Source organism: Roseibium litorale, from assembly GCF_014842915.1.
GTDB classification, from domain to species: Bacteria; Pseudomonadota; Alphaproteobacteria; order Rhizobiales; family Stappiaceae; genus Roseibium; species Roseibium litorale.
This window is the reverse complement of the sequence record NZ_JACYXI010000006.1, coordinates 35,780-50,799: the sequence shown is the minus strand read 5'-3', so window position 1 is coordinate 50,799 and position 15,020 is coordinate 35,780. Positions and strand designations below refer to the sequence as shown.

Annotated in this window: 14 protein-coding genes and 1 pseudogene; 4 read left to right on the top strand and 11 right to left on the bottom strand. The window is 59.2% G+C overall.

The genetic code is table 11. The features are described from left to right. Nucleotides 1-6: 6 nt before the first annotated feature. From IG616_RS10640 to IG616_RS10610, 7 genes and pseudogenes are all read right to left on the bottom strand, one after another. Nucleotides 7-1,632, bottom strand: coding sequence for an acyl-CoA synthetase (locus tag IG616_RS10640; RefSeq protein WP_192148143.1), 1,626 nt, complete (start codon nucleotides 1,630-1,632; stop codon nucleotides 7-9). Continuing rightward, nucleotides 1,622-3,616 carry an acetyl/propionyl/methylcrotonyl-CoA carboxylase subunit alpha gene (locus IG616_RS10635; RefSeq protein WP_192148142.1) on the bottom strand — a complete coding sequence of 665 codons (1,995 nt, stop codon included), beginning with the start codon at nucleotides 3,614-3,616 and terminating at the stop codon, nucleotides 1,622-1,624. The genes IG616_RS10640 and IG616_RS10635 overlap by 11 nt, the downstream gene beginning before the upstream one ends. A 309-nt stretch (nucleotides 3,617-3,925) precedes the next feature. Further along, on the bottom strand, nucleotides 3,926-4,324 hold the full coding sequence (locus IG616_RS10630; RefSeq protein WP_192148141.1) for a hypothetical protein: 399 nt from the start codon (nucleotides 4,322-4,324) through the stop codon (nucleotides 3,926-3,928). 56 nt (nucleotides 4,325-4,380) lie between these two features. Then, nucleotides 4,381-4,503: pseudogene (locus tag IG616_RS10625) on the bottom strand (biotin carboxylase N-terminal domain-containing protein); the annotation flags it as partial. Then, on the bottom strand, nucleotides 4,503-4,931 hold the full coding sequence (locus tag IG616_RS10620; protein WP_192148139.1) for an ASCH domain-containing protein: 429 nt from the start codon (nucleotides 4,929-4,931) through the stop codon (nucleotides 4,503-4,505). The pseudogene IG616_RS10625 and the gene IG616_RS10620, both read right to left, overlap by 1 nt. Nucleotides 4,932-4,934: 3 nt before the next feature. Beyond that, nucleotides 4,935-6,542: a carboxyl transferase domain-containing protein gene (locus IG616_RS10615; RefSeq protein WP_192148138.1), complete on the bottom strand. Its 1,608-nt coding sequence runs from the start codon at nucleotides 6,540-6,542 to the stop codon at nucleotides 4,935-4,937. A gap of 1 nt (nucleotide 6,543) precedes the next feature. Continuing rightward, nucleotides 6,544-7,227, bottom strand: coding sequence for a TetR/AcrR family transcriptional regulator (locus tag IG616_RS10610; protein WP_192148137.1), 684 nt, complete (start codon nucleotides 7,225-7,227; stop codon nucleotides 6,544-6,546). A 148-nt stretch (nucleotides 7,228-7,375) separates the two neighbouring features. On the opposite strand from IG616_RS10610, the gene ppk2 reads away from it, so the two are divergent. Then, nucleotides 7,376-8,302, top strand: a complete 927-nt coding sequence (gene ppk2 / locus IG616_RS10605) for a polyphosphate kinase 2 (RefSeq protein ID WP_425504175.1) — start codon at nucleotides 7,376-7,378, stop codon at nucleotides 8,300-8,302. A 106-nt stretch (nucleotides 8,303-8,408) separates the two neighbouring features. Beyond that, a complete protein-coding gene (locus tag IG616_RS10600) occupies nucleotides 8,409-9,422 on the top strand; it encodes a Gfo/Idh/MocA family protein (protein WP_192148136.1) in 1,014 nt (337 codons plus the stop codon). An 86-nt stretch (nucleotides 9,423-9,508) separates the two neighbouring features. Here the strand turns inward: IG616_RS10600 and infC are convergent, their stop codons facing one another. Further along, nucleotides 9,509-10,048, bottom strand: coding sequence for a translation initiation factor IF-3 (gene infC, locus IG616_RS10595; protein ID WP_192148338.1), 540 nt, complete (start codon nucleotides 10,046-10,048; stop codon nucleotides 9,509-9,511). Nucleotides 10,049-10,440: 392 nt separating this feature from the next. Here infC and IG616_RS10590 point away from each other — a divergent pair, with 392 nt between their 5' ends. Next, a complete protein-coding gene (locus IG616_RS10590; protein WP_192148135.1) occupies nucleotides 10,441-10,884 on the top strand; it encodes a translation initiation factor IF-3 in 444 nt (147 codons plus the stop codon). Here the strand turns inward: IG616_RS10590 and IG616_RS10585 are convergent. Together IG616_RS10585 and IG616_RS10580 are read right to left on the bottom strand one after the other, a co-directional pair. Further along, nucleotides 10,881-11,282, bottom strand: coding sequence for a YkvA family protein (locus IG616_RS10585; protein WP_192148337.1), 402 nt, complete (start codon nucleotides 11,280-11,282; stop codon nucleotides 10,881-10,883). The two genes, IG616_RS10590 and IG616_RS10585, sit on opposite strands and share 4 nt — an antisense overlap. 71 nt (nucleotides 11,283-11,353) lie before the next feature. Next, complete coding sequence (locus IG616_RS10580) at nucleotides 11,354-13,039, bottom strand: acyl-CoA dehydrogenase family protein (RefSeq protein WP_192148134.1); 1,686 nt, start codon at nucleotides 13,037-13,039, stop codon at nucleotides 11,354-11,356. A gap of 164 nt (nucleotides 13,040-13,203) precedes the next feature. Here IG616_RS10580 and IG616_RS10575 point away from each other — a divergent pair, with 164 nt between their 5' ends. Beyond that, the gene (locus IG616_RS10575; RefSeq protein ID WP_192148133.1) at nucleotides 13,204-14,094 is read left to right on the top strand and encodes a YihY/virulence factor BrkB family protein; all 891 of its coding nucleotides are present in this window, start codon (nucleotides 13,204-13,206) and stop codon (nucleotides 14,092-14,094) included. Between the two features lie 30 nt (nucleotides 14,095-14,124). On the opposite strand, the gene IG616_RS10570 is transcribed toward IG616_RS10575, so the two are convergent. Next, nucleotides 14,125-14,994: a DMT family transporter gene (locus IG616_RS10570; protein WP_192148336.1), complete on the bottom strand. Its 870-nt coding sequence runs from the start codon at nucleotides 14,992-14,994 to the stop codon at nucleotides 14,125-14,127. Nucleotides 14,995-15,020: the final 26 nt, after the last annotated feature.

Sequence of the window (15,020 nt, the reverse complement as noted above, 5' to 3'; positions counted from 1 at the left end):
GCTTTCCTATTCATCGGCAGCGCGGGCGCGCAATTCACGGCGGATCACCTTGCCCGTGGTGGTCATGGGCAGGGCGTCCACAAAGGCGACTTCCCGCGGATATTCGTGGGCGGCAAGGCGGGTCTTGACGAACTCTGCTATTTCCTTTGCCAGCTTATCATTCGGTTCGACGCCCTGTTTGAGGACGATGTAGGCCTTCACGATCTCGGTGCGCTGGGCGTCCGGTTTTCCCACCACGCCGGCCAGAGCGACGGCGGGATGGCGGATCAGGCAGTCTTCGATTTCCCCCGGTCCGATGCGGTAGCCGGACGAGGTGATGACATCATCGTCCCGGCCAACAAAACGGATCCAGCCTTGCTCGTCCCGCTCGCCGGTATCGCCGGTCAGCATCCAGCCACCCGCGAACTTGGCGGCCGTGGCCTCCGGATTGTTCCAGTAGCCAAGGAACATGACCGGGTCGGGGCTTTTGACGGCAATGTTGCCCAGCTCATGATCTGCAACAGTGTTGCCGTTGGCATCGACCACATCGACCCGGTGTCCGGCGGCAGGTCTGCCCATGATGCCGGGGCGTGCCTCCATGATGGCCGAGCAGCTGGAGACAATCATGTTGCATTCGGTCTGGCCATAGAATTCGTTGATGGTCAGCCCGAAGGTCTTGCGTCCCCATTCGATCAGTTCGGTTCCGAGCGTCTCGCCACCCGAAGCGATGGAGCGCATGTTGAGCGTCCACCGGGTTTCCGGCGCTTCGACCTGCCGCATCAGCTTGAGAGCCGTTGGGGGCAGGAAAGCGTTGCGGACCTTTTGCGCTTCGATGAGGGCGAAGGCTGCTTCCGGAGTAAATTTCTTGAACCGGCAGGCAACGACAGGCACGCCAAGGTAAAGCGCGGGCATCAACACGTCGAGAAGCCCACCGATCCACGCCCAGTCGGCTGGGGTCCAGATCCGGTCGCCGGGCTGGCCCAGAAAGTCGTGGCTCATTTCAACACCCGGCAAATGGCCGAGCAGCACCCGGTGACCGTGCAGGGCACCCTTGGGCTGGCCTGTGGTGCCGGAGGTGTAGATGATGATGGCCGGGTCTTCCGGACGGGTGGCGAGAGGTGCGAAGCGTTCCGGCTGATTTGCCATGGCGGTGGCGAGATCCCGGGCACCGTGCAGGTCACCATCCGTGCAGAAGACGGTCTTCAGGTCAGGCAGCTCATGGCGGATCGCGGCGATCTTTCCGGCTCCGGCTGCATCCGTCACCACCAACTTTGCGCCGGAATTGGCAAGCCGGTAGCTGAGTGCTTCCTCGCCAAAGAGCGTGAAGAGAGGAATGGTGATCGCGCCGAGCTTCAGGGCAGCGATATGGGCAATCGCAGTCTCCGGCATCTGGGGCAGGAGCACGGCAACCCGGTCGCCAGGCTGGACATGTTCGCTCGCAAGCAGGCAGGCGAGCTGGTTCGACAGACGCTTCAGGTCACCATAGCTGTAGGACCGGGTGTCCCCGTCCTCCTGAACATAGACCAGCGCTTCCCGGTCCGGCTCTTTCGCAGCCCATTCATCGCAGATGGCTGCGCCGATGTTGAAAGTGTCCGGAATGGTCCAGGTGAAACGGCTGATCAGCTCGTCATAGCTGGAGGCCTCAGGCAGCATCCGATGCCTCCTCCTCAAGAGCCAGAAGAATGGCTCCGTCCTGCACTTGTTCGCCTTCTGCTGCCAGAACGTTGGCGACAACGCCATCCCGCGGGGCTTTCAGCGTGTGCTCCATTTTCATGGCTTCCAGAACCACGAGGGCCTGACCGGCAGAGACCGTGTCGCCCGGTTTGGCGCTGAGCACCTTCACCAGACCCGGCATGGGCGCGATGATCTGGTCGCTGGCACTGCCGGTTTCTTCGTTGTCAGACAGGTGATCAGCAAGACCGACACGATAGGCGTGGCCACCCATGAAGATGGTGATCGATCCCGTCTCTTCCGCCAGGGCTGCGGTCTGCCGGACCCCGTTCCGCTCGAAGGTGATCGTGGAGCCGCTGACCGAGACGATTTCGTAGGTCTGGGGACTGCCATTCGTCAGAACCGAGAAGGCTTTGTGCCCGAGGGCATGCACTTCCACGTCCCGGCGCTCGCCGGAAATGTCGAGCAGGGCGAACTGGCGCGACGCGCTCCACATGCGCCAGCCCTTCAGCCGATCCCATGGATCGCTTTCCGCCGGTTCCTTGGTAAGGCCCAGAGCTGCGAGAGCCGCAAGGGCGATTGCATCTTCAGGTATTTCCGGCTCGCTGATGAGGCTTTGCAGATCCCGGTCGATCAGGCCCGTATCCACATCCCCTTTGGCAAAGCCTTCATGGCGGCAGAGGCTGGCAAGAAAGCCGGCATTGGTCACACAGCCCGCGACCTGGGTGTCTTCAAGTGTCGTCAGCAGTTTGCCGAGAGCTGCCTCACGGGTTGGGCCATGAACGATGATCTTGGCGATCATCGGATCATAGTAAGGCGTGATGGCATCGCCGCTGCGCACACCGCTGTCGATGCGGGCGAGTGTATCCGGCAGATGCAGGTGGGTGAGCGTGCCGATGGCAGGCAGGAAGCCCTTGGGCGCATCTTCCGCATAAAGCCGGGCCTCGAAGGCCCAGCCCGAGAAAGTGAGCTCGTCCTGGCGCTTGGGCAGAGGTTCGCCAGAGGCAACGCGCAGCTGCCACTCCACCAGATCCTCGCCGGTGATCATCTCTGTCACCGGATGCTCGACCTGGAGCCGGGTGTTCATTTCCATGAAATAGAACCGGTCCGCCTTCAGGCCCTCTGACACATCGGCAATGAACTCGATGGTGCCTGCGCCGGAATAGTCGATGGCCTTGGCGGCCTTTACGGCGGCCTCGCCCATCGCCCGGCGCATCTCTTCCGGCATGCCGGGGGCCGGGGCTTCCTCGATCACCTTCTGGTGCCGCCGCTGGAGCGAGCAGTCCCGCTCGAACAGATGCACCGCGTTGCCGTGGCTGTCGCCGAAGACCTGAATTTCGATATGGCGCGGCTTGGTCAGATATTTCTCGATCAGGACACGGGGGTCGCCAAAGCTCGCCTGCCCCTCGCGCTGGGCGCCTGCGAGAGCGGACAGGAAGTCCTTCGGATCGTCCACCCGGCGCATGCCCTTGCCGCCGCCGCCCGCGCGGGCCTTGATCAGGACCGGGTAGCCGATCTCGTCCGCCTGCGCCTTCAGAAACTCCGGATCCTGGGATTCGCCGTGATAGCCCGGCACCACCGGTACGCCTGCCTCCACCATCAGGGCCTTGGCCGCGTCCTTCAGGCCCATGGCCCGGATGGAACGGGCTCTTGGACCGATGAAGGCGATGCCCGCCGCATCCAGCGCGTCAACGAAGCCTGGGTTTTCCGACAGGAAACCATAGCCCGGGTGAACCGCTTCCGCACCGCTCTTCTTGCAGGCGCCGATGATGGCATCAATGCGCAGATAGCTGTCCGCCACGGGTGCGGGACCGATCCGGTAAGCCTCGTCGGCGAGCGCCACATGCATGGCCCCGGCATCCGCGTCCGAATAGACCGCAACCGTCCGGATGCCGAGCCGTCTGGCGGTCTTGATCACCCGGCAGGCAATTTCGCCGCGATTGGCAATGAGGATTTTCTTGAACATCACTTTCTTCCCTCCAGCCAAGTCTTAATTGGATTGCAATATGACGATTGGGTTGCTTTTAATCTTTCTTCGGCATCGATCCGCAGTTCGTAATTGTTCTCGTTCTTTTCGACATAAATTGATCTGGAGTCTTTTTGTTTGAGAATAATGATATTTGAATATATTTTTACAAGAATGCAATCTTTGCATTTATCTGTACTTATATATGTCAGATCTTGGCACTGTGACTTGTGATATGCGCCGTATCCAGAGCTGTATGCGACTATGAATACTGTTAGAATAATTGTTATTATCGCAATTTGCTCTTTTTCAAGATTTTTTATTAAGTTTCTTTATTATTTTATAAATTAGTGGTGACGCAGAGAATATCAACAATATCCAAGTAAATGAACTTGGCTGATTTCCCTCCAAATAAAATGAAGCAAGCCCAAGTGTGAATATTAAGAATAATATTCCATACTTCCACCACTTATCGAATTTCCCCTCAAGATATATAATGTCTTTAATTGCAGATATTGCGTAAAATGAAGATAAAAGTATTGGAAATATGTATAAAGATGCTATTATAATGTCCTGATATGATAGCGATGATATTATATCTATACTTGCTGCGGCATTCAGGAGGCCTGCGTGGTAAGTCGCCGAGAGCAATAGGGAAATAAACCCTATCGCTGGGATCTTATTCTTAATGCTGTCAAGAAAATCCACGGCTTTTCTCCTTACATACGGAACGGGCCGAAGCGGGTGTCTTCAATCGAGGCCGCATACATGGCTCCGGCATCCGCGTCCGAATAGACTGCAACTGTCCGTATGCCGAGCCGTCTGGCTGTCTTGATCACCCGGCAGGCAATTTCGCCGCGATTGGCAATGAGAATTTTCTTGAACATCACTGTGCCTCCCCGGCGAGATCCTCCACGAGGCGGAACCGCTCACAGACCAGTTCCATTTCCGGTGAAAAGCCGCCATTGCGCTCAAAGTAGGCCTGGTGGTCGCGCTGCCATCCCGCCAGATCGTCGTTCTCGCCTTCGCTCAGGGCAAATTTGGTATCGACATCGCAGAAGCGGCAGATGGTGACCGAAAGGGTTTCAATCACCAGAGCGGGCTTTCCGTCCCAATCCAGAGCGATGTCCTTTCGTCCTACGACGGGGAGGGCGTCTCCTCCCTCGGTGAAGTCGCGCAAGGCGCCGCAGGTGCCGGTCTTTTTGCCGCTGCGCACGAGGGCAATCAGTTCCCCGGACAACTCTGCGCTGTCTCCGAAGTTAAAGCTCTCTGCGCCGGGGTATTTTGCTTTCAGGTCATCAAGTGTCTGGGTCATGGCTCACATCCGGAACAGGCCGAATCGCGTGTCTTCGATGGGGGCGTTGAGGGCGGCGGAGAGGGATAGGCCCAGAATGTCGCGGGTCTTGCGCGGGTCCACGATGCCGTCGTCCCACAGGCGGGCGGAGGCGTAGAGCGGATGGCCCTGTTCCTCGAACTGGTCGATGACCGGCTGCTTGAAGGCCTTTTCTTCTTCCGCAGACCAGCTGCCGCCCTTGCGTTCGATGCCGTCGCGCCGGACGGTGGCAAGAACGCCAGCTGCCTGCTCGCCGCCCATGACCGAAATGCGGGAGTTCGGCCAGGTCCAGAGGAAGCGCGGGTTGAAGGCCCGGCCGCACATGCCGTAGTTGCCCGCGCCAAAGGAACCACCGACCAGCATGGTGATCTTCGGAACGGAGGTGGTGGCGACAGCCGTCACCAGCTTCGCGCCGTCCTTGGCGATGCCGCCGCTTTCATATTTGCGCCCGACCATGAAGCCGGTGATGTTCTGCAGGAACACCAGCGGTACCTTGCGCTGGGAGCAGAGCTCGACGAAATGGGCGCCCTTCACGGCGCTTTCGGAAAAGAGCACGCCATTGTTGGCGATGATGCCGACGGGCATGCCGTGAATATGGGCAAAGCCGCAGACAAGTGTGGTGCCGTAGCGGGCCTTGAACTCGTCAAACCGCGAGCCGTCCACCACGCGCGCGATCACCTCGCGGATGTCATAAGGCGTGCGCAGATCCGCCGGAACGACGCCGAGGATCTCGTCCGGATCATAAAGCGGATCTTCCGGTGTCTGCAGCGCGACCTGGGAACGCTTGGTGCGGTTGAGGCTGGCGACGGAGCGGCGGGCAAGGGCAAGCGCATGGGCGTCGTCCCGGGCCAGATGGTCGGCCACGCCGGAAAGGCGCGTATGCACATCGCCGCCGCCCAAGTCCTCCGCGCTCACCTCCTCGCCGGTTGCCGCCTTCACCAGCGGGGGGCCTGCCAGGAAGATGGTGCCCTGATTGCGGACGATGATCGTTTCGTCCGACATGGCAGGCACATAGGCGCCGCCCGCCGTGCAGGAGCCCATGACGACGGCAATCTGGGCAATGCCCTTGGCCGACATGTTGGCCTGGTTGAAGAAGATGCGGCCGAAGTGATCCCGGTCGGGAAAGACCTCGTCCTGATTCGGCAGGTTGGCGCCGCCCGAATCCACCAGATAGACGCAAGGCAGGTTGTTTTCTGCAGCGATTTCCTGCGCGCGCAGATGCTTCTTCACGGTCATCGGATAGTAGGTGCCGCCCTTGACCGTCGCGTCATTGGCAATGACCATCACTTCCTGGCCTTCGACCCGGCCAATGCCGGTGATGATGCCCGCCGACGGGGCGGCATCGCCATAGAGGCCGTGCGCGGCCAGGGTGCCGACTTCCAGGAAGGGTGAGCCGGGATCAAGCAGCCGGGAGACGCGTTCCCGCGGCAGGATCTTGCCGCGGGATGTGTGACGTTCGCGGGCGGTCCCGCCGCCGCCGTCAAAGGCCTTTTGGGCCGCGTCGCGCACTTGCGACATGGCCGCTTCGTGGGCACTCCGGTTGGCTGCAAAGCCTTCGCTGCGGGCCGAAAGATTGGATTTCAGGATTGTCATGTCAGCCGCTCTCCCCTGCGGTGAAGGCGGGCGCGGCGCCAAGGCTGCCGCGCACCATGTCCAGATAAATTGTTTCAATGCGGCCGGCGGTCAGGCTGCCGGTTTCCCGGTACCAGGCGGGTATGCCTGTCAGCATGGCGATGATGGCGCGGGTCGCGACACGCGGTTCCTCAATGCGGTAACGGCCCTGGCTCATGCCGTCTTCCAGAATGCCTGTGAGAATGGCCTCATAGATTTGCCGTAGACGCTCGACCGCAGCGAAGTTCTCCGGCTCAAGATTGCGCAGCTCCATGTAGGAGATGAACACCTCTTCAGAACGGCTGAGATGATAGCGGATGTGGAACCGGACAAAGACCTCCAGCAGGTCTGTGCCCTCAGGCACCGTGCCTCTGCACGCTTCCCAAGCCTGAAGAAGCGCACCCATGTGCTCCAGCATCAAGGCCTTGAGGATATCCTGCTTGGTGGCGAAATGATTGTAGAGGGCGCCGGGTTGAACGCCGACCTCAGACGCGATCTGGCGCATGGAAACGGCTGCATAGCCGTGCCGGGCAAAAAGATGCAGCGCAGCCTTGCACACCCGGGCAGCGGTTTGCCCGCCCTTGGTGCTGCGCGTGTCATCAGATGCTGATGGCTTGCCTGCTGCTCCTCCCAGAGTGCCTGCCTGCCGCTTGCCGGAATGATCCATGCTGTCCTCCATCTGAAAAAATAAATGAACGATCATTCATTTTCAATCACAAAAACGCAGGGACCTGTGCGCATGCGGAGTTGAGTCCCTATCTTGGGAGGGATTGTCAAAAAACGGTAACAGTGCAGGCGTTCACAGAGGAGGAGAAATGGCTGGAGACGGAACCATGGATGAGACAAGCGCCCGCAGCTGGGTGGAAGCGGAATGGGAAGACAGTCTGGATGAAGAGCTGGAGATGGAGATTGATGATCTCCTGATCGCCAGAGAGATGAAATTCATCTCAGATCTGCGGCACACGTCGAACATTGACCGCAAGACCTATTTCCATGAGCTGCTGAGGCTTCAGGCCGAGCTGGTGAAGTTGCAGGACTGGATCCAGCACACCGGCGAAAAGCTCGTCGTAATCTTTGAGGGCCGGGACGCGGCAGGCAAGGGCGGCGTGATCAAGCGGATCACCCAGCGCTTGAACCCGCGCGTGGCCCGCGTCGTGGCGCTGCCTGCGCCAACGGAACGGGAAAAGAGCCAGTGGTACTTCCAGCGCTATGTCCCGCATCTGCCGGCGGCGGGCGAAATGGTTCTGTTTGACCGCTCCTGGTACAACCGCTCGGGTGTCGAGCGGGTGATGGGCTTTGCTTCTGAGGAGCAGGTGGAGCAGTTTTTCAACGACGTGCCGGAATTTGAACGCATGCTCGTCCGCTCTGGCATCCGTGTGGTGAAATACTGGTTCTCGATCACGGACCAGGAGCAGCAGCTGCGCTTTCTGATGCGGATCCACGATCCGCTGAAGCAGTGGAAGCTTAGCCCGATGGATCTGGAATCCCGCAAGCGCTGGGAAGCCTATACCAAGGCCAAGGAAGAGACCTTTGAGCGCACCAACATTCCGGAAGCGCCCTGGTTCATCGTGGAAGGCAATGACAAGAAGCAGGCGCGCCTCAATTGCATCAGCCACCTTCTGTCCATGATGCCTTACGAGGAAATCCCGCACGAGCCGATCCACCTGCCCGACCGCGTGTTCAACCCGGATTATGAGCGGAAGGTTCTCCCCGACGAGCTTTACGTCCCAGAGAAATATTGATCATCCGGGCAGCGGTTCCTATTGGGGAACCGTTGCCGCAGTTGCGGACCGGCAGGTGCGCGGGGTAAAACGCGTCAACTGATCCAAACTGTGAGGGACGTACATCATGGGCAAGGCCGGAAAGCCGATCCGCTGGGGCATTCTGTCGACCGCCAAAATTGGCCGGGAGAAAGTCATTCCAGGGATCCAGAGTTCCAAATACGGGACCGTTGCCGCGATCGCTTCGCGGGATTTGGTCAGAGCCCGGGAAACCGCAGGCGCATTGGGAATTGAGAAGGCCTATGGCTCCTATGAGGAGCTGCTGGCCGATCCGGACATCGATGCCATCTACAATCCGCTGCCCAACCATCTCCATGTTCCGCTGACCTTGCAGGCGGTGGAAGCTGGCAAGCATGTGTTGTGTGAGAAGCCGGTTGCGCTGAATGCGGAAGAGGCCCGCCAGCTTATGCACCTGCCGAAGGACCGCCTGGTGGCCGAAGGCTTCATGGTCCGGGCGCATCCGCAGTGGATCCGGGCGCGGGAGATTGTCCGCTCCGGCGCTCTGGGAGAGCTGAAGGCCATCCAGTCCTTTTTCAGTTATTTCAATGCCGATCCATCGAACATCCGCAACATGGCAGGCATCGGTGGCGGCGGCCTGATGGATATCGGCTGCTATCCGATCGTGGCGGGCCGCTACTTCTTTGAAGCGGAGCCGAAACGGGCCATTTCGCTGATCGACCGCGATCCGGAGTTCGGCACCGACCGCGTGGCCAGCGCCCTGATCGACTTTGGCGGCGGCCGCCGCCTCGACTTCACGGTGGCAACACAGCTGGCTCCATATCAGCGCATTCAGCTGGTCGGGACCAAGAAGCGTCTGGAGATCCTGATCCCCTACAACGCTCCTGGCAATGAAGGCATGGTGTTGCGCCTTGATGACGGTTCGAAGTTTGCCGACGCAGCTTCTGTAACGGAGACCCTTGCACCCAGCGACCAGTATGCGGAACTGGCCGATGTCTTTGCCCGGTCCATCCTGGGTGAGATCGACCCGCCTTACGGTCCGGCGGATGCCGTGCAGAACATGAAGACCCTGGATGCTCTGTTCGAATCTGAAAAGACCGGTGCCTGGGCGGAAATCTCCTGACCAGGTTCGAGGTTTGAAAACAAAAAACCCCGCCAATTTGATTGGCGGGGTTTTTTAATGTCTTTCAGGTGCGGTCTGCAGCGCGCTTACTTCAGCGGCGCAAGGATCATCACCATCTGGCGGCCTTCGAGGCGCGGCGAGGATTCAACCTTCGCGATCTCGGCGGTTTCTTCGCGAACCTGATCGAGCAGTTTCATGCCCAGATCCTGGTGCGCCATTTCACGGCCGCGGAAACGGAGAGTGACCTTGACCTTGTCGCCTTCGCTGAAGAACCGAAGCATGCTCTTCATCTTCACCTCATAATCATGGGTGTCGATGTTCGGGCGCATCTTGATCTCTTTGATCTCGACGGTTTTCTGCTTCTTTCGCGCTTCGGCAGCCTTCTTCTGGGACTGGTACTTGAACCGGCCGTAATCCAGAATCTTGCAAACAGGCGGCTGAGCATTCGGCTGGATCTCAACGAGATCAAGACCGGCTTCTACTGCGATGTCCATAGCTTCATCGGTGAGAATGATCCCGCGGTTGTTACCTTCGTGATCAATCAGCTGGACTTCGCGGACGCGAATTTCATTGTTTGTGCGCGGGCCTTCCTTCGTCGGAGGCGGAGCGCGGAATGGACGGCGAATGGTCGCAATCTCCTGTGTTGTTGTACTCTCGATTTGGCTTCCTGATGTGCCGGATGCACAAAGCACCCCGGATGTGAGCATCTAGGGCGCATTGACTTCTCAGCCAAGGAACACAGGAAAAATCCGGTGAATCAGGCCCAAAGTCAACAAGAAACAATACCGAACGGTCTGGAATAGGCATTTCGGCGTATGTGAAACAGGCTAAATTGCTGCAACTCAACGAAGCCACGGACCAGTCCGGGGTTTTGGGAGTGTGCACTCAAACACCTGGCCAAAGGATATGGGGCCCGCGTTCAGGGATCTCAAGAGGTTGCTGCTGCAGTCTTTTCTCTTCCCGAGCCTTCATTCCGGCACATCTTCACGGTAGGCTGCGCTGGAACTTGAACAGGGATATGACCGCAGTGAATGGCAGCAAACTCATCTGGCAGCTGATCCGCATTTCCATCGGATTTTGCGCGGCCGTTCTGACTGCGGGACTGTTTCTCGCCTGGGGGTACTTCCGTGCCGGAGACCCATCAATGGATCCGGTCGGCTTTGCGGCGATGACCGGGAGCGGGCTGGTGACAGCCAGCGTCTTGGGCGGTCTCGCGGGAGCGCCGGTTTTCTGCGCCATTCTCGCAGCGGAGCTTCTTTCGGTCCGCAGCGTGATTTTTCACGCCGGCGGTGCGGGGCTCATCGCCTTTGGGCTCTGGTCCCTTGGAGCCTCTGCGGAGTATGGGCTTCGTCCCGGAACCACCGTCGTCCTGGCTGCCGGCTTCATGGCGGGGCTGGTTTACTGGATCATCGCCGGGCGCAGTTCCGGCTGCTGGCGGCAGACGCCGGGGCCTGTGGCTTAAAACGGCTCCTTGTCCGACGGTTCGTAGAGAACGCCATCCTGCAGGCTGTCCCGGGCGGCATCACGATGCACGTCACGGATATGAACGCGCAGCATGTTCAAGGCGGCCAGCAGAACGGTTGCATCATCGCCAAAGCCAATGCCGATGAGGAAATCGGGCACGGCATCAAGCGGCATGACGAAATAGGCAAGGGCGGCAAGCAAGGTCAGGCGTACCTTGCGCGGGGTTGCCGGATCGAGCGCACAATAATAGGCCGCGACGACGTCTTCCATGAAAGGCACCTGGCGCGCCGCCCGCCGGACCGTTTTCAGGAGACGGTTTCGCAAGCTGCGCCACTGGGATTCTTCCGGCCCCAGTTTGCTCTCATCAAAGTCAATTGTGTCGAACGGTGCCGCCATGGCCATGAAGTGGGGTCGTGGCCGGGAAATTCAATCCCGGCCATCAAGTGAGAAACAAACCATAAGGGCGATCAGTTGAGACCCCGGGTTTCCAGAATGCGCCGGGCGATTACCTGCGCCTGGATTTCGCCTGCCCCTTCGAAGATGTTCAGGATGCGGGCGTCGCACAGGACGCGGGAGATCTGATACTCGAGAGCGAACCCGTTGCCGCCATGGATCTGCAGGGCATTGTCCGCCGCAGCCCAGGCGATACGGGCGCCCAGAAGCTTCGCCATTCCGGCTTCCAGATCGCAGCGGCGCCCGGAATCCTTCTGCCAGGCAGAGTAATAGGTCAGCTGCCGGGCGATCATGACCTCGGTTGTCATCATCGCCAGCTTGTCGGAGACGCGGGGGAAGGCGATCAGCGGCTTGCCGAACTGGATCCGCTCCTCAGCATAGCGAAGACCAAGATCCAGAGCACATTGGGCAACACCAAGCGCGCGGGCCGCCGTCTGGATACGGGCGCCTTCGAAGGTCTGCATGAGCTGCTTGAAGCCCTGGCCTTCTTCGCCGCCAAGAAGGTTCTCTGCCTTGACCTCAAATCCGTCAAAGGCGATTTCATATTCCTTCATGCCCCGGTAGCCGAGAACCTCGATTTCGCCGCCGGTCATGCCTTCCGCCGGGAAAGGATTCTCGTCTGTTCCGCGCGGCTTTTCTGCCAGGAACATGGACATGCCCTTGTAGCCGGGTTCATTCGGATTGGTGCGGGTGAGGAGCGTCATCACATCGGCGCGCACCGGATGAGTGATCCAGGTCTTGTTGCCATAGACCTTCCAGATGTCACCTTCCTTGACCGCCCGGGTTTTGAGCGAGGCAAGGTCCGACCCGGTGTTCGGCTCCGTGAAGACAGCCGTCGGCAGGATTTCACCTGAAGCAATCAACGGAAGCCATTTCTGCTTTTGCTCTTCCGTGCCGCCGCAAAGGATCAGTTCAGCCGCGATCTCGGAGCGCGTGCCCAGGGAGCCGACACCGATATAGGCGCGCGATAGCTCCTCGGAGACCACGCACATGGATTCTTTGCCAAGGCCCATCCCGCCGTATTCTTCAGGGATCGTCAGGCCGAAGACCCCGAGTTCAGCCATCTGGCTGATCACCTCAAGAGGAATATAGTCGTTTTTCAGGTGCCATTCGTGGGCATAGGGTGTGACGTTGTCTTCCGCGAACCGGCGCATTTCGTTGCGGATCTGGTCATAGGTTTCTTCCAGCCCGCAATCTCCGAAGGTCGACTGGCCGGCCTGCCGCCGGATACACTCGACGAGCTCAACCCGAAGCTCGGGGCTGTTGCCTGCCGAAATCAGCTCCAGAATGTCGGAGGTCCGGACGGCCCGGATCTGATCATCGGTCAATCCGAGATCGGCGAGGCGGACGAATTCGCCCTGATTCATCGGTATGCCGCCCAGAATCTGGGCTAGATACTCGGAAAATCCTATCCGGACGATCAGCTCTTCCAGCTTCCCGAACCTCTTGTCGGTGATCAGCCGTATTGCGTAGGCGTCCAGCTGCCGCAGGGCCTCCACATAGGTCGCAAGCCAAGCCAGTCCGTGGGCGGCCCGCTGCTCCCGTTCCATCGCTTCAGAAGAGATCTTTCCGTTGTCGCTCACCTTGTGGCGGACAGCGCGCGTCGCCGCGTCCAGGAGTCTGTCAAGCAGCGCAATCGCGCCGGCGGTCTGATCCGTCAGAGTGGAACTGGCTGGCGCTGAAGCAGTAGCGGTCGACATTCACACGTCTCCGTTTTCGATTATTACTTTAGAGGCGTTTCTTCCGCAGCTATGTTGCGCTGCAGCAGGTGTTTTGTCGAGTGTTGAATTCTCAGTCTTTCGGCTGAGACGGATTCCGTCTCAGCTGCTTGACCTTAACCGGCTGCCGGGACACCTTATTAGATATGACAGGCATAACTTTTATATTTTCCGCTTTCGCAATTATTCGAGACATTTACGGTCATTTCAGCCGGGACGATGGCTTTGCGATGGCCAGTCACGTTGCCTTGTCCGTTCTTCTGGCTGTGTTTCCGCTGCTGATTTTTATCGCGGCACTCGCGGGTTTCTTCGGACTTGAGGGAGCTGCAAACAGTGTTTCGGATTTGATTTTCGATGCCTGGCCGCAGTCTGTTGCCGATCCCGTGGTGCGTGAGATCCATCAGGTTTTGACCGTTCCGCGCGGAGATATCCTGACGTTCGGTGTGGTCGCATCGCTCTGGTTTGCCTCCAACGGTCTGGAAGCGCTGCGGACGGCTCTGAACCGGGCTTACCGGACGCGTGAAACCCGGTCTTTCATCATTCTGCGTCTCCAGTCCCTGGGTCTTGTTGTTGCCGCCGCGGTGATCATGATTGCCTTCACCTTTCTTGTGGTGCTCGGGCCGCTAGTGATCGAGGCGGTCGTCACCTGGGTTCCCGGGCTGGAGGAGCAGATACGCTCCCTGGACCTTGTGCGGCTTGTTTTTGCGGGCTTGCTGGTGGGTATCGGGCTTTTGGCTGCTCACTGGCTGCTTCCTGCGGGTGAGCGCAAGGTGGTCGACCTGTTGCCCGGCGTTCTCGCCACCATGGTACTCTGGATGATCTGCGGGGCGGCATTCGGCGCCTATCTGGCCCGCTTCGCAAATTATGTTTCGACCTATGGCGGGCTGGCGGGCATCATGTCCGCGCTGGTCTTTCTCTACATCTGCTCGCTCGCATTCATTCTTGGGGGAGAGTTGAATGCGGCGCTGATCCGTCAGAAGGGACTTATCCGGAGCGCGCGGGCCCGCAGTCAGCCGCCCGCAGGAGCGGGCGGCTAGAGAATAGGCTGGCAGAGCAGCTGGTTCATCTTAGACAGGCTGCTGAACCGGCTGGCTGCGTCTGCGTATAATCAGAACCGCGCAGATCACGAGAGCCATTCCACAGATCTGAACCAGGGACAGACGCTCTCCGAAAAGCAGGTAGCTTTCCACCGAGGCCGCGACGGGGACCAGATAAAACAGGGACGCCACTTCGGAAACCGCGCCCTGGCGGATCAGAATCATCAAGAGCGTGATCGCACCGATGGAAAGGACGAGGGTCAGCCAGGCCAGTGCGAAGATGAACTCTCCGGACCAGACGACCGTCCAGCTTTCCGTTAGAGACAGGGGAACTGTCACCAGAAGGGCGCCAATATACTGCCAGAACGTGCCTGCTAGATGGTCCGTCTGGGGTACGAAGCGCTTCTGGTAGACCGTGCCGATGCTGATGCTCAGCACTCCGAAGAACACCGCGGCGATGTTGACCGGTTCGATGCCCGATCCCGCGAGACCCAGTTTGGGAACAAGAACCAGCGCCAGGCCCGTTCCACCGATGGCCAGACCGGCCCAGTGCTTCGTCTGGATTTTTTCGCCCAGAAGCAATGCTGCTGCCAATGTGCTGAAAACCGGCTGCAAGCCAACGACGATGGCCGTTGCGCCAGCCGGCATTCCCCGGTCAACCGCCCAGAAAGTGGCTCCGAGGTAACAGCCGTGGATCATCACACCGGTTATGACGCAATGGGCGATCTGGGTTGCATTCACGGGCCATTTGGGGTGCGTCACAAGGCTGATGGCCAGAAGAAGGGGGAGCACCAGCGCGAAACGCCAGCTGAGAAAGACCATGGGATCCGCGTAGGGAGCTCCCATTTTGGCGCCAATAAAACCTGTCGACCAAAGAAGAACAAATGTTCCAGGAATCATGGCTTTTAGGAAGGAACTCACGATTG